Below are 17,247 nucleotides of genomic sequence, written 5' to 3' on the forward strand. Positions count from 1 at the left end.
TTAATATATAATAATAACTCAAAAACACTCTAAAAGGGTTATTGATGTTAGATTTTGATTTGGTTCTTTTTGGTGCAACTGGGGATTTAGCCATGCGAAAGCTCTTTGTTTCGCTCTATGAAATTTATACCCATTATGGTTTTAAAAACGATTCTAGAATTATCGCATCGGGGCGTAAGGAGCTATCCAATGAAGAGTTTTTAGCGCTCCTTTGTGAAAAAACGCAACTGCATTCAAGAGAAAAGGGTGAGGAATTTTTAGCCCATATCAGTTATTTGCGTGTCCGTTTGGATAACCCTAAAGACTTTGAAGAATTGAGTAAAATCGCTACAAAAGATAAGCCCTTGATCTTCTACTTTTCTATCTCCCCTAGTTTTTTTGCAACGACCGCCCAACATCTCGCCAAAAACGCGCTCAATCACGCCAACACTCGCTTGATTTTAGAAAAGCCTTTAGGGCATGATTTAAAGACTTGTAAAGAGATTTTCCAAAGCATTAGCGCTTTTTTTAAAGAAGAGCAAATCTTTAGAATCGATCATTATTTAGGGAAAAAAGGCGTTCAAAACATCCTTGAATTGCGCTTAAATAACCCTATCTTAAACATTTTATGGGATCAAATCAGCACGGTTGAAATCTGCGTGTATGAGACTTTGGGGGTGGAAGAAAGGGGCGAATTTTACGATAAAATCGGGGCTTTAAGGGATATGGTTCAAAACCATCTCTTGCAAGTTTTATCCCTTATCGCTACAGATTTACCCCACGATTTAAAAGACTTAAGGAAAGAAAAAATCAAAGTTTTAAAAACCTTACAACCCCCTAAAGATTTTAAAAAACAGGTTATTCGCGCCCAGTATCAAGGCTATAGAGATGAAAATAAGGTCCATAAAGAGAGCCAGACAGAAACTTTTGTCGCTATTAAAGCCTTTTTGGATACGCCCAAATTTAAAGGCGTGCCTTTCTATCTTAAGCACGCTAAAAAAATGCCCCACAACCAAGCGAGCGTGAAAATCCATTTTAACGCAGTCAATACGCTAGAATTTTTCCTCTCTCAAGATAAAATCACCCTCACCCTAAAAGATCATCAAAACCCCCTTATTTTAGAAACCCACAACAAACAAGAATTTTTACAGCCCTACGCTAAATTGCTCTATGATGCGATACAAAATAACCACAATAATTTCGCCCACCAATTGGAATTAGAAGCGTCATGGGTTTTTATTGACACGCTCATAGAAGGCTTTATCAATAACGCCACGCCCTTACATTCCTATGAAAGCCACAATCTCAACGAATCCGAATTTTTAAAACCACTCTATCAATAAAGGGATTTCATGGGTTATCAATTGTTTGAATTTGAAAATTTGAAAGATTGCCACAAGGCTTTAACAGAGCGTTTTAAAGAATTTTTTAACGCCGCTTTAAAAAAGCACCATCAAGTTTCTATCGCTTTTTCTGGAGGCCGTTCGCCCATTAGTTTGTTGCAAAAATTGAGCGTTTTGGATCTCAAATGGCATGAGTGTTTAATCAGTTTGGTAGATGAACGCATTGTAGAGACTAGCCACAAGGATAGCAACACCAAATTATTGCACGACTACTTGTTGCAAAATAACGCCCTAAAAGCCTCTTTCACCCCGCTTTTGCCCAAAAAGATTTCTAGCGATACAAACGCGCTTTTTCATTTTGCTAACCAGCATTTCAAACAGCCCCATTTAGCCATTTTGGGCATGGGGACTGACGGGCATACGGCTAGCCTTTTTCCTGAAACGAGCGCTTTTTTAAACGAAGAAAAAGAAAATATCGTTTTGACTAAGCCAATTAACGCTCCTTATGAACGCTTAAGCATGTCTATCAACGCCTTAGAAAATTGCGAAAAACTTTTCTTAAGCATTAGCGGAGTAGAAAAAAGAGAGGTTTTAGAAAAGGCTTTAAAAGAAAACGCCCCCTATTCTCTGCCGATTGCTCGGATTTTACATTCTAAAAAAGTTACCACGGAGGTGTTTTATGCCAAAAACTGAAACTTACCCAAGACTCTTAGCCGATATTGGTGGCACGAACGCGCGCTTTGGTTTGGAAGTCGCCCCACGACAGATTGAATGCGTTGAAGTCTTGAGGTGCGAAGATTTTGAGAGCTTGAGCGATGCGGTGCGGTTTTACCTTTCTAAATGCAAAGAAAGCCTTAAACTGCGCCCTATTTATGGATCTTTTGCTGTGGCTACGCCTATTATGGGGGATTTTGTCCAAATGACGAACAACCACTGGACTTTTTCTATTGAAACGACACGGCAATGTTTGACTTTAAAAAAATTGCTTGTCATCAATGATTTTGTCGCGCAAGCCTATGCCATTAGCGCGATGCAAGAAAACGATCTGGCTCAAATAGGCGGGATTAAGTGCGAAATCAACGCTCCTAAAGCGATTTTAGGGCCAGGAACCGGGCTTGGGGTAAGCACTCTTATCCAAAACAGCGATGGCTCTTTAAAAGTCTTGCCCGGTGAAGGAGGGCATGTGAGCTTTGCCCCTTTTGATGATTTAGAAATTTTAGTGTGGCAATACGCCCGCTCTAAATTCAATCATGTGAGTGCGGAAAGGTTTTTGAGCGGGAGCGGTTTGGTGCTGATTTATGAAGCCCTGTCTAAACGCAAAGGCTTAGAAAAAGTAGCGAAGTTAAGCAAGGCTGAATTAACCCCGCAAATCATTAGCGAACGCGCTTTGAATGGGGATTACCCTATATGCCGATTGACCTTGGACACTTTTTGCTCCATGCTAGGCACGCTCGCTGCTGATGTGGCTCTCACTTTGGGGGCTAGAGGGGGCGTGTATTTGTGTGGGGGGATTATCCCACGATTCATTGATTATTTTAAAACTTCGCCCTTTAGAGCGCGCTTTGAAACGAAAGGGCGCATGGGAGCGTTTCTCGCTTCTATCCCTGTGCATGTCGTGATGAAAAAAACTCCCGGACTTGATGGGGCAGGCATTGCGTTAGAGAATTATTTACTGCATGATAAAATTTAGCAAATAGTAGCCGCTTAAGATAAAAGCGATTAGTGTAAGGGGTGCGTTTAAACGCGCCAAACAACGCTACCATATAACCAACAGCTATAAAATTAGTTAAACCTATAGAAACATAAGCAAACCATAAAAACGATACAATAGCGGTATTTTAATCAAACAAGGAGTTTTAATGAGAGTTCCATCTAAAGGTTTTGCTATTTTTTCTAAAGACGGGCATTTCAAGCCCCATGATTTTAGCCGCCATGCTGTAGGCCCTAAAGATGTGTTGATTGACATTCTTTATGCAGGGATTTGCCATAGCGATGTTCATAGCGCTTATAGCGAATGGAAAGAAGGCATTTACCCTATGGTTCCTGGGCATGAAATTGCTGGGGTCATCAAAGAAGTGGGTAAGGAAGTTAAGAAATTTAAGGTTGGCGATGTGGTGGGCGTGGGCTGTTTTGTCAATTCATGCAAAGCGTGTAAGCCATGTAAAGAACACCAAGAGCAATTTTGTGCCAAAGTGGTATTTACTTATGATTGTTTGGATTCTTTCCATGGCAACGAACCCCACATGGGCGGATACTCTAATAATATTGTCGTGGATGAAAACTATGTGATTAGTGTGGATAAAAACGCTCCTTTAGAAAAAGTAGCCCCTTTGCTTTGCGCGGGCATCACCACTTATTCGCCCTTAAAATTTTCTAAGGTTACTAAAGGCACAAAAGTTGGCGTCGCTGGGTTTGGCGGGCTAGGAAGCATGGCGGTCAAATACGCTGTGGCTATGGGGGCTGAAGTGAGCGTTTTTGCAAGAAACGAACACAAAAAGCAGGACGCTTTAAGCATGGGAGTCAAACATTTCTACACGGACCCTAAACAATGCAAAGAAGAATTGGATTTTATCATTTCAACCATTCCTACCCATTACGATTTAAAAGACTATCTCAAGCTCTTAACTTATAGCGGCGAATTAGCCCTTGTAGGGCTCCCTCCTGTAGAAGTTGCTCCAGCACTCAATGTTTTTGAATTTATCCATTTGGGCAATCGCAAGGTTTATGGCTCATTGATTGGGGGCATTAAAGAAACCCAAGAGATGATGGATTTTTCTATCAAACACAATATTTACCCTGAAGTGGATTTGATTTTAGGCAAGGATATTGACACCGCTTATCATAACCTAACCCATGGGAAAGCGAAATTCCGCTATGTGATTGACATGAAAAAATCGTTTGATTAAAAGTTTTGGCTCTAGCTCTTTTTTAAGAGCTTGAGTTGGATTAGGATTTTTTTCACCAGTGCATGGAGTTTTAAAATTTTAAGGGTTTTACTAATAAAACTCTTGAGCGGTATTGAAATGCAGTATTTGAATAATCTTCGCCTTGCGTTTTGGGGAATCTCATGAATGTGCAAAAAATAATGTTTTAAAAATGTCTTAAAAGCGTCATGGGCAATCTGTTCTTCTGCTTTCCACAAAGGGAAGTAGTAATGGTAGGCAACGATGCTATGGTAGTAGTGCCATTTTTCTCCACCTATCTCCCCACCCCCTGTGATCAAATAAGACCAATCGCTCATAAAAGGGGTTTTAGCCAAAGCGTTCAGCCACAAATCCGCTTTTAAACCAAAAGGGTAATCCCAAGGTTTGATTTGAAAATAAGGATGAGAGTCATATTGTATAACGATAGGTTCTCTTAGGGCTTGTTTAATGGTGTCATGATAAATTGCATTAGCCACGCCCTTTAAATGCTCTTCAGAAAGGCTATAATAGTGTGGGAAAATACAATACTCTATTTTTAATGGCACGATCTTTGAACGACAAAATTCTGTCAATTGCGGTTCTTTATCTATTTTTTGCGTGCGTATGATTTCTAATATTTTTTTACAAAATTGATTTTTTCGCTGGTAAGTTAAGTTGCAATAAAAAAAGCCTTCATACGGGTATATTTTGTCATAAACCCCATAAAAATAATTCTCATCATCTTCTTTAATGTTTAAGAAATCAGCGCTAAATTCATTGCAAAAGATAACGTCCACATCGCTCCACACCATTTTAGAATATTTAGGGAATAAATCCGCTAGAAAATACTTCACTAACACCATTTTAGAAAAACGCTTGGTGAAATCCTCATCAAAAGGGTTAGGGATAGCGTCTAAAAAAGGTTCAATATCTTTTACTTCTAAAACAGCAAATTCTTTAAAAGGCTCTGTGATTTGATTAAGCTTTGCTTTATCTTCTTCATTCAAGCCTACCACTAGAGCGTGTAAGGTGTAACGGATTTTTTTATTGGCTTTAGCGATGCTTTCCAATAAAGAATAAATGCATGCACCCGCAGGAATGAGGTAATTCTTATCAAAAGCAAAAGCGATAGGAATATGAAAATCTTGTTCTTTAAAAGAATGGCTTGAAGCTGAAGTCATAAAAAATGAAACACCCTTTTTTAATGGCTATTTTATCCAAAAAAAAAAAAAACCGAACTTGAAAGGGTTCTGTTTTTGGTTTTATGTTGTTTTTAAAGCAAATTAATTTAAAGAAAGGTTTTAACCCCTTACTCTAGCCCTTTCTTAAAAGCTTGAGTTGGATTAGGATTTTTTTAACAATCCCATGAAGCCCTAAAATCCTAAGGATCTTACTAACCACCCTTTTAACTAACGCTTTAGGCATCAAAAACACAAAATAAATAAGCTTATTGAAAAATTTTTTCACTAAATTACAAGTTAATTCAAAAGCTCTTGAATGGATTTTCCTTTCTTTAAACACAACAAACAGATACGATTTGAAAAACAAATACGGGGTTTTGAAAAGAATTTCTTTTGAAGACTTTACTGAAGAAAAATAATGCTGCTCAGCCATTTTTGTGGTATAAAAGCTCTCATTGGTGTGCATTTTTTTAGTGTAATCGCTCATAAAGGGGGTTTTAGCCAAAGCGTTCAGCCACAAATCCGCTTTCAAACCAAAAGGATAGTCCCAAGGCTTCACCGCCCCCCACCAAGCGTCATAGTGGATAATGGTAGGGTTTTCTCGCGCCTCTAAAATGGTTTTCTTGTAATTCTCGTTTAAATACGCGTTAGAAAAATCTTTAATGGTGTAATACCAAGGGAAAACGCAATACTCAACCCCTAAAGCTTTCATGTTAGGCCAACACCATTTCGTGAAATCCAACTCCCCTTTAGTCTCATTCCCCTTTAAAAGATCATGCATTCTTAAGGTGAAATTTTTCTTGCGTTGGTAATCTAAATTACAAAACAAAAACCCTTCCATCATGTGGTGCTTTTCAACTTCTAAAACCCCATAAAAATAATTCTCATCATCTTCTTTAATGTTTAAGAAATCAGCGCTAAATTCATTGCAAAAGATAACGTCCACATCGCTCCACACCATTTTAGAATATTTAGGGAATAAATCCGCTAGAAAATACTTCACTAACACCATTTTAGAAAAACGCTTGGTGAAATCCTCATCAAAAGGGTTAGGGATAGCGTCTAAAAAAGGTTCAATATCTTTTACTTCTAAAACAGCAAATTCTTTAAAAGGCTCTGTGATTTGATTAAGCTTTGCTTTATCTTCTTCATTCAAGCCTACCACTAGAGCGTGTAAGGTGTAACGGATTTTTTTATTGGCTTTAGCGATGCTTTCCAATAAAGAATAAATGCATGCACCCGCAGGAATGAGGTAATTCTTATCAAAAGCAAAAGCGATAGGAATATGAAAATCTTGTTCTTTAAAAGAATGGCTTGAAGCTGAAGTCATAAAAAATGAAACACCCTTTTTTAATGGCTATTTTATCCAAAAAAAAAAAAAACCGAACTTGAAAGGGTTCTGTTTTTGGTTTTATGTTGTTTTTAAAGCAAATTAATTTAAAATTTTATCTTGTCTTTAAGTACCGCCATTTTAAATGTTGCAATTTTAAAAGATGATGAAAGGGGATGAATTCTAATTTGATTTTCTTAAAAAAATCTCTTTATGCGTTGTTGTTTTCAAGTTTTTCAATACCACCCTTAATAAAAGCGGCTAGTTTTGTCTATGATTTGAAGTTTATGAGCTTTAATTTCAATTTGGTGGCCCCAAATAACAACCCCTATTGGAATAGCCTAACCAAAATGCAAGGTCGTCTCATGCCTCAAATCGGCGTTCAATTAGACAAAAGGCAGGCCTTGATGTTTGGAGCGTGGTTCATTCAAAATTTACACACGCATTATAGCTATTTCCCTTATTCGTGGGGGGTTACGATGTATTACCAATACATAGGGAAAAATTTGAGATTTTTTTTAGGCATTGTGCCGCGAAGCTATCAAATAGGGCATTACCCTTTAAGCGCTTTTAAAAAACTTTTTTGGTTTATAGACCCCACTTTTAGGGGAGGAGCGTTTCAATTCAAACCGGCTTATGACCCTAACCGCTGGTGGAATGGGTGGTTTGAGGGCGTTGTGGATTGGTATGGGGGGCGTAATTGGAACAACCAGCCCAAAAAGAAAAATTACGATTTTGATCAATTCTTGTATTTTGTTTCTTCAGAATTTCAGTTTCTTAAAGGGTATTTAGGTTTGGGGGGGCAGCTTGTCATTTTTCATAACGCCAGCCATCATAGCATGGGAGATAATTACCCTTACGGCGGTAATTCCTACTTAAAACCAGGCGATGCAACCCCGCAATGGCCTAATGGCTACCCCTATTTCAGTCAAAAAAATAACCCACAAGGCGGAGAAATAGGGAAATACTCTAACCCTACCATTTTAGACAGGGTTTATTACCATGCTTATTTAAAAGCGGATTTTAAAAATCTCATGCCTTATATGGATAATATTTTTATGACCTTTGGCACGCAGTCGTCTCAAACCCATTATTGCGTGCGTTATGCTAGCGAGTGCAAAAACGCTCAATTTTATAACAGCTTTGGGGGGGAATTTTACGCTCAAGCGCAATACAAAGGCTTTGGGATTTTTAACAGATACTATTTTTCCAACAAACCCCAAATGCACTTTTACGCCACTTATGGCCAATCTCTCTATACCGGATTGCCATGGTATAGAGCCCCTAATTTTGACATGATAGGGCTTTATTATGTTTATAAAAATAAATGGATAAGCGTGCGAGCGGATGCGTTTTTTAACTTTTTAGGTGGGGGCGATGGGTATCATTTGTATGGGAAAGGGGGCAAGTGGATCACTACTTATCAGCAATTCTTAACCCTAACCATAGACACACGAGAGTTGATTGATTTTGTCAAATCTAAAACCTCCAAATAACTATATCTAAAAATTATAGATATAATTGAAATAAGCGACCGGTAAGCGGTGCCATAAAGTGGTCGCACTCAAGCCATCAATAATTTCAGTTCTTTTGTTAGGAATGAAAGGGAATTTCAACCCGAAAGTGATTTCATTGTGTAAAAACCCAAAACGAAAGCCCACTTTCACAAGCAATTGGAAAAGCGAATTTTCTTTGCCTAAATTTTGAGCGATAATCCCATGCATAGCCCCTCCTGGCATGTAAGTCGCCCCAGCGATGCCTAAGCCAAACTCCAATCCTAAAAACATCTTTGGCGAATTGAAAGCGTCCCACAAACCGCTAAATTCTAAACCATAGGTAGAAATATAGGATTTGTGAGAAGAAAAGGTCTGATCATAAAACAACCCGTAACGGAAACCCACATGCTCTACAGCTTGCGTTTTAGCCACAAATTTCCCCCCTAACACCACGCCAAAACCATTGCCGGTCATGAAATACGATTTATCTATAGAACTGGTGCTAAAAGACGTGTTGATCGCGCTAAGCTGATACCCAACCCCTAAATAAAACGTATTCCTATCCGCAAATTTAGGTTTTTTTGATTTTTCATCAAGCTCTGCCTCTGTGGCTTGAAGCGATGATAATAACGCCATGCCCATTAATATTTTAATTGTTGTTTTATTCATAACCCAATTCCTTTTGTTATCCTGCCCCACACTTGCCCTATACAAACTAAAATTAAATCACGCCCTAATAATAACAAAGTTTAAAATAAATATTAGTGGTTTTGATTAAGAACGCCTATCTTTTTAGAATAAATAGCCATAAAATAGCCATAATTCTTGTGGGTATGCCCCCATTTTCCTATAAAAATTCCTAAAAAGATATTGTTATAAGACACATTAATAGTTTTTCTTGTATAATATTTGGGCTAAATTCAATTTATTTTATACGATATTAAGGAGACATATTACCATGTTTCAAATTAGATGGCATGCGCGAGCTGGTCAAGGCGCAATCACTGGCGCTAAAGGGTTGGCTGATGTGATTTCAAAAACAGGCAAAGAAGTGCAAGCGTTCGCTTCTTATGGTTCAGCTAAAAGGGGGGCTGCCATGATGGCTTATAACCGCGTTGATGATGAGCCTATTTTAAACCATGAACGCTTCATGGAGCCTGATTATGTGCTGGTGATTGACCCTGGTTTGGTTTTCATTGAAAACATTTTCGCTAATGAAAAAGAAGACACGACCTATATCATCGCTAGTTATCTCAGCAAAGAAGAATTGTTTGAAAAAAAACCTGAATTAAAAACCCGTAAGGTGTTTTTAGTGGATTGTTTAAAAATCTCTATGGAAACCTTAAAACGCCCTATCCCTAACACGCCCATGTTAGGGGCGTTGATGAAGGTGTCTGGCATGCTTGAAATTGGGGCTTTTAAAGAAGCTTTTAAGAAAGTTTTAGGCAAAAAACTCACGCAAGAAGTCATTGACGCTAACATGCTCGCTATCCAAAGAGCTTATGAAGAAGTTCAATAACATTAAGGATTAAAGATGAAAGATTGGAATGAATTTGAAATGGGAGCGGTTCTCTTCCCTTTTGAAAAAAACGCACAAAGCGAAATGGAAAAACACAACGATGAGCGCCATTACACCGAACAGAGTTACTTCACCACTTCAGTGGCTCATTGGCGCGTGGCTAAGCCTGTGCATAACAATAATATTTGTATCAATTGCTTTAATTGTTGGGTTTATTGCCCAGACGCTGCTATTCTTTCAAGAGAGGGCAAATTAAAGGGCGTGGATTATTCTCATTGTAAGGGCTGTGGCGTGTGCGTGGATGTCTGCCCCACCAACCCTAAATCCCTATGGATGTTTGAAGAACAAATTGAGCCTGCCACCGCTCTCACTCAATGGCCGCAAAAACAAGAAAAGAAAAAATCATAAGGAAAAAATATGGCAAAAAGTATTGAATTACAAGAGATAGAAGTGTGGGATGGCAATACCGCTAGCTCTAACGCTTTAAGACAGGCTCAAATTGATGTCATCGCAGCCTATCCTATCACCCCGTCAACGCCCATTGTGCAAAATTATGGATCGTTTAAAGATAATGGCTATGTTGATGGCGAATTCGTTTTAGTGGAATCTGAGCATGCCGCCATGAGTGCATGCGTGGGAGCGGCAGCAGCTGGAGGGAGAGTCAGCACTGCGACTAGTTCTCAAGGTTTGGCGTTAATGGTAGAGGTTTTATACCAAGCTTCTGGCATGCGTTTGCCTATCGTTTTGAATTTAGTCAATCGCGCTCTAGCAGCCCCTTTAAATATCCATGGTGATCATTCTGATATGTATTTGAGTAGGGATTCTGGCTGGATCAGTTTATGCACATGCAACCCTCAAGAAGCTTATGATTTCACTTTAATGGCGTTCAAAATCGCAGAGCACCAAAAGGTGCGCGTGCCTACTATTGTCAATCAAGATGGCTTTTTATGTTCGCACACCGTGCAGAATGTCCGCCCTTTGAGCGATGCAGTGGCTTATCAATTCGTAGGCGAATACCAAACCAAGCATTCCCTTTTGGATTTTGATAAACCGGTAAGCTATGGCGCGCAAGCTGAAGAAGAATGGCATTATGAGCATAAAGCCCAACTCCACCATGCGATCATGAGCGCGTCTTCTGTGATTGAAGAAGTGTTCAATGATTTCGCTAAACTCACAGGCAGACAATACCATTTGACTAAAACTTTCCAGCTAGAAGACGCTGAAATCGCTATTTTTGCGTTAGGCACTACTTATGAATCAGCGATCGTAGCGGCTAAAGAAATGCGTAAAAAAGGCATTAAGGCCGGCGTGGCCACTATCCATTCCTTGCGCCCTTTCCCTTATGAAAGATTGGGGCAGGATTTGAAAAATCTTAAGGCTCTAGCGATTTTAGACAAAAGCTCTCCAGCGGGCGCTATGGGGGCGATGTTTAATGAAGTAACGAGCGCGGTGTATCAAACCCAAGGGACTAAACACCCTGTGGTGTCTAACTACATTTATGGTTTAGGCGAAAGGGATATGACGATCGCGCATTTATGCGAAATTTTTGAAGAAATCAATGAAGACGCTCTTAAAGGCACGCTCACGCACCCTACCCAACAATTCGTAGGTTTGCACGGCCCTAAAATGAGCTTTTTTTAAAAAGGAAATATCATGGTAAAAGAAGTCAAAACACTCAAAGGTTTTAGCCAAAGTGCTGAGAAATTTCAAGGCTCGCACTTGCTTTGCCCGGGTTGTGGGCATGGCATTATTGTGCGCGAAGTTTTAAACGCTGTAGATGGGCCTATCGTTTTAGGCAATTCTACCGGTTGTTTAGAGGTATGTTCGGCTGTGTATCCGCACACTTCATGGGATGTGCCTTGGATTCATATTGGTTTTGAAAATGGCTCTACGGCGATTTCAGGGGTGGAAGCGATGTATAAAGCCCTAGTGAATAAGGGCCGCTATCAAGGTCAAAAGCCCAAATTTGTGGCGTTTGGGGGCGATGGGGCTAGTTATGATATTGGTTTTCAATTCATCAGCGGTTGCATGGAAAGAGGGCATGACATGACTTACATTTGCTTGGATAATGAAAACTACGCCAATACCGGCGGTCAAAGAAGCGGATCTACGCCATTAGGGGCTAGCACTTCTACCACGCCAGCGGGATCGGTGAGCTTTGGTAAAAAAGAAAAGAAAAAAGACATCGTCAATATCATGGCAAGCCATGGGGTCCCTTATGTGGCGCAACTCTCGCCTAACAAATGGAAAGACATGAATAAAAAGATTAAAACCGCGCTAGACACTGAAGGGCCTTGCTTTATCAACGCTCTTAGCCCATGCACGACTGAATGGAAATTTGATTCCAATAAGACCATTGAATTAGCGGATATGGCTGTGGATAGCTTGATGTTCCCCTTGTTTGAAATCTTTAATGGTAGGGAATTGAAAATCACTTACCGCCCAAGAAATATCATTCCTGTAAGGGATTATTTAGCGGCTCAAAAGCGCTTCAAACACCTTTTCAAAAAGGAAAACGAACACATCATTGAAGAATTGCAAAAAGATGTGAATGATCGTTGGGAATACTTGCAACGCAGAGAAGAAGCTAAAGTATAACCCTTCCATTAAATCAAGGGGCTTTCTTACGCCTTGTGCTTCTTTTATCCCCTTGATTCTTTAAACCCCTTTAAAGTAACATAAATCCCATTTTGATTTTAAGGATTGTCGGTGTTAGAACGCTATGCGAATGAAGAAATGAAAGCCCTATGGAATGAGCAAACCAAATTTGAAACTTATTTGGAAGTGGAAAAAGCTGTCGTTAGGGCGTGGAACAAGCTTGGGCAAATCCAAGATAGCGATTGTGAAAAAATCTGCTCAAAGGCGGCATTCAACCTTGAGCGCATCAAAGAAATTGAAAAAACCACCAAGCATGACTTAATCGCTTTCACTACTTGCGTGGCTGAAAGCCTGGGCGAAGAATCGCGCTTTTTTCATTATGGGATCACTTCTAGCGATTGCATTGATACGGCTATGGCGTTATTGATGACAAAAAGCTTAAAACTCATTCAAAAAGGCGTTAAAAATCTCTATGAAACCCTTAAAAGTAGGGCTTTAGAGCATAAAGACACGCTGATGGTGGGCAGAAGCCATGGGGTGTTTGGCGAACCCATTACTTTTGGCTTAGTGTTAGCCCTTTTTGCTGATGAAATCAAACGGCATTTAAAAGCCTTAGATTTAACGATGGAATTTATCAGCGTGGGAGCGATCAGTGGGGCTATGGGGAATTTCGCGCACGCCCCCTTAGAATTAGAAGAATTAGTGTGCGAATTTTTAGGCTTAAAAACCGCCAATATCAATAACCAAGTCATTCAAAGGGATCGCTACGCTAGGCTTGCATGCGATCTGGCTCTTTTAGCGAGCAGTTGTGAAAAAATCGCTGTCAATATCCGCCATTTGCAACGCAGTGAAGTCTATGAAGTGGAAGAAGCTTTTTCAACAGGGCAAAAAGGAAGCTCGGCGATGCCTCACAAAAGAAACCCCATATTGAGCGAGAATATCACCGGGCTTTGTAGGGTGATTCGCTCTTTTACTACCCCTATGCTAGAAAATGTCGCCTTATGGCATGAAAGGGACATGAGCCATAGCTCTGTGGAGCGTTTTGCATTACCCGATCTGTTTGTCACTAGCGATTTTATGCTCAGCCGCTTGAATAGCGTGATTGAAAGTTTGGTGGTTTATCCTAAAAACATGCTTAAAAATTTAGCTTTGAGTGGGGGGCTAGTCTTTTCGCAACGGGTGTTATTGGAATTGCCTAAAAAAGGTTTGAGCAGAGAAGAAAGCTATTCTATCGTGCAAGAAAATGCGATGAAAATATGGGAGGTTTTGCAACAAGGCGCTTTTAAAAACGCTGATGAAAATTTGTTTTTAAACGCCCTGCTCAACGATGAACGCTTGAAAAAATATTTGAGCGAAGATGAAATCAAAGCATGTTTTGATTATAGTTATTACACTAAAAATGTGGGGGCGATCTTTAAAAGGGTGTTTGGATAAGGCGCGTTTTTACAAAAACAAAACTATAAAATAAGCGGTAAAAATTGAAGTTTTAAGGGGTTTTTTGAAACGAGCGTTATGTTTGATTTTAGGGCTTTTTTGCGCGCTTAAGGCAGAGAGTTTTAAAGATGTTTTGACTAAAGGGGATTACACTTTTTTTAACAGAAAAGTGGTTTCGCCCATCAAACGCTATGCGGATAGATCGGCGTTTTATCTGGGGCTTGGGTATCAATTAGGGAGCATTCAGCACAACTCTAGCAACTTGAATCTATTCCAGCGTTTTACCAGAACCCAAATTATTTTTAGCGATGGCTTAAGCCCTATTTTTAAAAATTCGTATGTGTCTAATGGTCTTGGCGTGCAAGTGGGCTATAAATGGGTGGGTAAGCATGAAGAAACGAAGTGGTTTGGCTTCAGGTGGGGGTTATTTTATGATTTGAGCGCCTCTCTTTATGGTCCACAAGAATCGCAGTCTATTCTCATTTCCACTTATGGCACTTATATGGATTTATTGCTTAACGCTTATAATGGGGATAAGTTTTTTGCCGGATTCAATTTGGGGGTTGCTTTTGCTGGAGTGCATGATAAAGTGAGCAATGAATTGTTGTATCAAGCCCTTCTTCAAGACACTTTTGGCGGGAAAGTGAATCCAAATGGCTTCCAGTTTTTGGTGGATTTAGGGGTTCGTTTAGGGAATGAGCGCAACCAATTTGGCTTTGGGATTAAAATCCCTACTTATTATTTTAACCACTATTATTCCATGAATAACATTAGCAATAATAGTGAAGATGTTCTAAAAGTTTTACGATTTTTTGAATACGGGATCAGAAGCGTGTTGTATCGGGTTGATTTCAGGCGCAATTACTCGGTTTATTTCAACTACACTTATAGTTTTTAAAGTGCAATTTTTAAGCGATAGCGTTTAAAGCGTTCTTAATTTAGCGATTTCGTCTCTCAAACGCATCGCTTCTTCAAAATCCAAATTTTTCGCGTGCTCTCGCATTTTTTTATCCAATTCTTTAATGATCTTTTCCCTTTCACTTTTAGGCATTTTGTCCTTTTTTAAAGCTTTAGCGATTTTAATCTCATCGTCTCTTAATTTCAACTCCTCTTCTAAAGCGCGAGTAACGGTTTTGGGGGTGATGTTATGGATTTTATTGAACTCTTCTTGCTTAGCGCGCCTGTAACTGGTGATCTCAAAGGCTTTTTGCATGCTTTGAGTGATCTTTTTAGCGTATAGTAAAACCTTGCCATTAGCGTTTCTAGCGGCTCGCCCCATGGTTTGAATGAGGCTTGTTTCGCTCCTTAAAAACCCTTCTTTATCTGCATCCATGATCGCCACTAAAGAGACTTCAGGCAAATCCAGCCCCTCTCTTAAAAGATTGATCCCTATTAAAATGTCAAATTCTTTAAGCCTTAAAGAGCGGATGATGTGATTTCTTTCAATCGCATCAATTTCACTATGCATGTAACGCACCTTCAAGCCCCATTCAGCATAATACTTGCACAATTCTTCTGCCATTTTTTTAGTGAGCGTGGTGATGAGCACCCTTTCATCTCTGGCCACCACTAACTTGATTTCATCAAACAAATCCTGGACTTGCTTATCGCTGTCTCGCACTTCAAATTTAGGGTCTAAAAGCCCTGTAGGGCGAATGATTTGCTCAGCGACATTCTTTTGAGAAAGTTCTAATTCTAGCTTATTGGGCGTAGCGGACACAAAAAGGAATTGGCAATTTTTATGGATAAATTCATCAAATTTTAAAGGGCGGTTGTCTAAAGCGCTAGGCAATCTAAAACCATATTCCACTAAAACGCTTTTCCTGCTCATATCCCCTGCATACATCCCCCCAAACTGCGGCAAACTCACATGGCTTTCATCTACAATGACTAAAAATTCCCGCTCAAATATCCCTAAATAATCAAACAAACAAAAAGGCGTTTCGTTAGGGGCTTTACCGGTGAAATGGCGCGCGTAATTTTCAATGCCCTTACACACACCGGTCGCGCTAATCATTTCTAAATCATGCTCGGTGCGTTGTTTGAGGCGATTGTATTCAAGCATTTTATCCTGCTCTTTAAAAAATTTCAATCTTAGAGCGAGTTCGTCTTCAATGCTTTTAATGGCTAAATTCAACCTCTCGCTCCCTACGGCAAACTGACTGGCCGCATAAAGCATGACGGAATCCAAGCGCTTGATTTCATTTTTTTCTAAAGCGTCAAAGACCGCAATCCTTTCTATCTCATCGCCAAAAAATTCAATCCTAATAAATTCAGCGTCATTATAAGCGGGGAAAATATCCACGCATTCCCCAGTCGCTCTAAAGCTCCCCCTATCAAACACCACTTCATTACGGCTATAACCCATTTCCACTAGCTTTAATAAAAAGCTCTTGTAAGCACGCTTCTCGCCCACTTTGATTTTTTCCATGACTTTTAGATATTCTTCAGGGTTACCCAAACCATAATTAGCCGAAACGCTCGCTATCACGATCACATCATCATAACCTAAAAGTGAGGTGGTCGCGCTCAATCTCAAACGCTCCAAATCATCGTTAATAGAGCTATCTTTTTCAATGAATAAATCCCTCCTAGGGATATAGCTTTCAGGCTGGTAGTAATCAAAGTGGGAGATAAAATACTCCACCCTATTATGCGGGAAAAACGCCTTAAACTCGCTATAAAGCTGCGCGCATAAGGTCTTATTATGGCTCATGATCAAAGCGGGTTTATTGGTTTGAGCGATGACATTAGCCATCGTGTAAGTCTTACCGCTCCCTGTAACCCCCACTAGAGTTTGATAATGGTTGTTATTTTTCAAGCTTTTCGTTAAAGCTTCTATGGCTTGGGGCTGATCGCCTGCTGGCGGATAAGGGCTTTTTAAATCAAATAAAGGCATCTTTAAACTCGCATTTTTTAGGGATATTATAGTGGTTTTTAACACGCCTTATTCAAACTCAAAAAAATCAATGTTTTGATAATGATTGGTTTTTGGCTTCTGTGATCTCTCTATAGGCTTCTTGTTTTTCTTGCGTGATGTTGTTTAAAACTTCTTGTTTATTAGCGTTTATTTGCGCCTGTGCGTTTTCTTTCGCTTCGTTAATGTTCGTTATCGCTTGCGTTTTATTCGTGCTTATTTCGTTGTTAGCGTTCGTTTTCGCTTCGTTAATGTTAGTGATCGCTTGGGTTTTATTCGTGCTTATTTGCGTTGTGGCGTTTTCTTTAGCTTCGTTAATGTTAGTTATCGCTTGGGTTTTATTCGCGCTTATTTCATTATTAGCGTTTTCTTTGGCCTGGTTTAAAAAGATTTGATAGCTCGTTAAAAGCTTTGTAGTGGCTTCTATAATTTGATTTTCTAGCTTTTTAATCTCGCTTTTGATGTTTTGCGTGTTAGCGTTTAAGGTGTTCGTTACTTCTTGCTCATTAGCATGCATGCTCGTATTAAACTCGCTAAAAAAGCCCTC

The 17,247-nt window shown here is 39.6% G+C and carries 16 protein-coding genes; 11 read left to right on the plus strand and 5 right to left on the minus strand.

The window, feature by feature from the left end:
* Positions 1-44: 44 nt before the first annotated feature.
* The 4 genes from H7N69_RS07265 (at position 45) to H7N69_RS07280 (ending at position 4,228) form a co-directional block, all read left to right on the plus strand.
* Positions 45-1,322, plus strand: coding sequence for a glucose-6-phosphate dehydrogenase (locus tag H7N69_RS07265; RefSeq protein ID WP_187885252.1), 1,278 nt, complete (start codon positions 45-47; stop codon positions 1,320-1,322).
* Positions 1,323-1,331: 9 nt separating this feature from the next.
* Positions 1,332-2,015, plus strand: coding sequence for a 6-phosphogluconolactonase (pgl, locus tag H7N69_RS07270; protein WP_187885253.1), 684 nt, complete (start codon positions 1,332-1,334; stop codon positions 2,013-2,015).
* Positions 2,002-3,012: a glucokinase gene (locus tag H7N69_RS07275; RefSeq protein ID WP_001957711.1), complete on the plus strand. Its 1,011-nt coding sequence runs from the start codon at positions 2,002-2,004 to the stop codon at positions 3,010-3,012. Before pgl ends, H7N69_RS07275 begins: the two co-directional genes overlap by 14 nt.
* Before the next feature lie 169 nt (positions 3,013-3,181).
* Positions 3,182-4,228 carry an NAD(P)-dependent alcohol dehydrogenase gene (locus H7N69_RS07280; protein WP_187885254.1) on the plus strand — a complete coding sequence of 349 codons (1,047 nt, stop codon included), beginning with the start codon at positions 3,182-3,184 and terminating at the stop codon, positions 4,226-4,228.
* Positions 4,229-4,239: 11 nt separating this feature from the next.
* On the opposite strand, the gene H7N69_RS07285 is transcribed toward H7N69_RS07280, so the two are convergent.
* Both H7N69_RS07285 and H7N69_RS07290 read right to left on the minus strand, forming a co-directional pair.
* A complete protein-coding gene (locus H7N69_RS07285; RefSeq protein WP_187885256.1) occupies positions 4,240-5,406 on the minus strand; it encodes a glycosyltransferase family 8 protein in 1,167 nt (388 codons plus the stop codon).
* A gap of 133 nt (positions 5,407-5,539) precedes the next feature.
* Positions 5,540-6,736, minus strand: a complete 1,197-nt coding sequence (locus H7N69_RS07290) for a glycosyltransferase family 8 protein (RefSeq protein ID WP_187885258.1) — start codon at positions 6,734-6,736, stop codon at positions 5,540-5,542.
* A 188-nt stretch (positions 6,737-6,924) separates the two neighbouring features.
* Between H7N69_RS07290 and H7N69_RS07295 the strand changes: the two genes are divergently transcribed.
* Positions 6,925-8,232, plus strand: a complete 1,308-nt coding sequence (locus tag H7N69_RS07295; RefSeq protein WP_078252138.1) for a hypothetical protein — start codon at positions 6,925-6,927, stop codon at positions 8,230-8,232.
* Positions 8,233-8,238: 6 nt separating this feature from the next.
* Here H7N69_RS07295 and H7N69_RS07300 read toward each other — a convergent pair whose 3' ends face one another.
* Positions 8,239-8,901 carry an outer membrane protein gene (locus H7N69_RS07300; protein WP_187885260.1) on the minus strand — a complete coding sequence of 221 codons (663 nt, stop codon included), beginning with the start codon at positions 8,899-8,901 and terminating at the stop codon, positions 8,239-8,241.
* Between the two features lie 289 nt (positions 8,902-9,190).
* Here H7N69_RS07300 and H7N69_RS07305 point away from each other — a divergent pair, with 289 nt between their 5' ends.
* The 6 genes from H7N69_RS07305 to H7N69_RS07330 all read left to right on the plus strand — a co-directional run bounded on the left by H7N69_RS07305 (position 9,191) and on the right by H7N69_RS07330 (position 14,681).
* A complete protein-coding gene (locus H7N69_RS07305; protein WP_187885262.1) occupies positions 9,191-9,751 on the plus strand; it encodes a pyruvate flavodoxin oxidoreductase subunit gamma in 561 nt (186 codons plus the stop codon).
* A gap of 15 nt (positions 9,752-9,766) precedes the next feature.
* A complete protein-coding gene (locus H7N69_RS07310) occupies positions 9,767-10,159 on the plus strand; it encodes a 4Fe-4S dicluster-binding protein (protein ID WP_000656174.1) in 393 nt (130 codons plus the stop codon).
* A gap of 9 nt (positions 10,160-10,168) precedes the next feature.
* The gene (locus H7N69_RS07315) at positions 10,169-11,392 is read left to right on the plus strand and encodes a 2-oxoacid:ferredoxin oxidoreductase subunit alpha (protein WP_001129854.1); all 1,224 of its coding nucleotides are present in this window, start codon (positions 10,169-10,171) and stop codon (positions 11,390-11,392) included.
* A 12-nt stretch (positions 11,393-11,404) separates the two neighbouring features.
* Positions 11,405-12,349 carry a thiamine pyrophosphate-dependent enzyme gene (locus tag H7N69_RS07320; protein WP_001933805.1) on the plus strand — a complete coding sequence of 315 codons (945 nt, stop codon included), beginning with the start codon at positions 11,405-11,407 and terminating at the stop codon, positions 12,347-12,349.
* Between the two features lie 111 nt (positions 12,350-12,460).
* Positions 12,461-13,783, plus strand: coding sequence for an adenylosuccinate lyase (gene purB, locus H7N69_RS07325; protein WP_187885264.1), 1,323 nt, complete (start codon positions 12,461-12,463; stop codon positions 13,781-13,783).
* 64 nt (positions 13,784-13,847) lie between these two features.
* Positions 13,848-14,681 carry an outer membrane protein gene (locus tag H7N69_RS07330; RefSeq protein WP_187885266.1) on the plus strand — a complete coding sequence of 278 codons (834 nt, stop codon included), beginning with the start codon at positions 13,848-13,850 and terminating at the stop codon, positions 14,679-14,681.
* Positions 14,682-14,705: 24 nt separating this feature from the next.
* On the opposite strand, the gene uvrB is transcribed toward H7N69_RS07330, so the two are convergent.
* Both uvrB and H7N69_RS07340 read right to left on the minus strand, forming a co-directional pair.
* Positions 14,706-16,682 (minus strand): excinuclease ABC subunit UvrB, encoded by a 1,977-nt coding sequence (gene uvrB / locus H7N69_RS07335; RefSeq protein ID WP_187885268.1) that lies wholly within the window; start codon positions 16,680-16,682, stop codon positions 14,706-14,708.
* A gap of 67 nt (positions 16,683-16,749) precedes the next feature.
* Positions 16,750-17,247, minus strand: a 498-nt coding sequence (locus H7N69_RS07340) for an ATP synthase subunit B family protein (protein WP_462937233.1), incomplete at its 5' end; no start/stop codon positions are given.

This window comes from Helicobacter pylori (assembly GCF_014497725.1).
GTDB classification, from domain to species: Bacteria; Campylobacterota; Campylobacteria; order Campylobacterales; family Helicobacteraceae; genus Helicobacter; species Helicobacter pylori_DE.

Bases quoted from the DNA above. Each gene is read 5' to 3' on its own strand.
- H7N69_RS07315 (WP_001129854.1), top strand. From the start codon at position 10,169: ATGGCAAAAAGTATTGAATTACAAGAGATAGAAGTGTGGGATGGCAAT.
- H7N69_RS07290 (WP_187885258.1), bottom strand. From the start codon at position 6,736: ATGACTTCAGCTTCAAGCCATTCTTTTAAAGAACAAGATTTTCATATT.
- uvrB (WP_187885268.1), bottom strand. From the start codon at position 16,682: ATGCCTTTATTTGATTTAAAAAGCCCTTATCCGCCAGCAGGCGATCAG.
- H7N69_RS07310 (WP_000656174.1), top strand. From the start codon at position 9,767: ATGAAAGATTGGAATGAATTTGAAATGGGAGCGGTTCTCTTCCCTTTT.
- H7N69_RS07265 (WP_187885252.1), top strand. From the start codon at position 45: ATGTTAGATTTTGATTTGGTTCTTTTTGGTGCAACTGGGGATTTAGCC.
- H7N69_RS07275 (WP_001957711.1), top strand. From the start codon at position 2,002: ATGCCAAAAACTGAAACTTACCCAAGACTCTTAGCCGATATTGGTGGC.
- H7N69_RS07305 (WP_187885262.1), top strand. From the start codon at position 9,191: ATGTTTCAAATTAGATGGCATGCGCGAGCTGGTCAAGGCGCAATCACT.
- H7N69_RS07320 (WP_001933805.1), top strand. From the start codon at position 11,405: ATGGTAAAAGAAGTCAAAACACTCAAAGGTTTTAGCCAAAGTGCTGAG.
- H7N69_RS07300 (WP_187885260.1), bottom strand. From the start codon at position 8,901: ATGAATAAAACAACAATTAAAATATTAATGGGCATGGCGTTATTATCA.
- H7N69_RS07285 (WP_187885256.1), bottom strand. From the start codon at position 5,406: ATGACTTCAGCTTCAAGCCATTCTTTTAAAGAACAAGATTTTCATATT.
- pgl (WP_187885253.1), top strand. From the start codon at position 1,332: ATGGGTTATCAATTGTTTGAATTTGAAAATTTGAAAGATTGCCACAAG.
- H7N69_RS07280 (WP_187885254.1), top strand. From the start codon at position 3,182: ATGAGAGTTCCATCTAAAGGTTTTGCTATTTTTTCTAAAGACGGGCAT.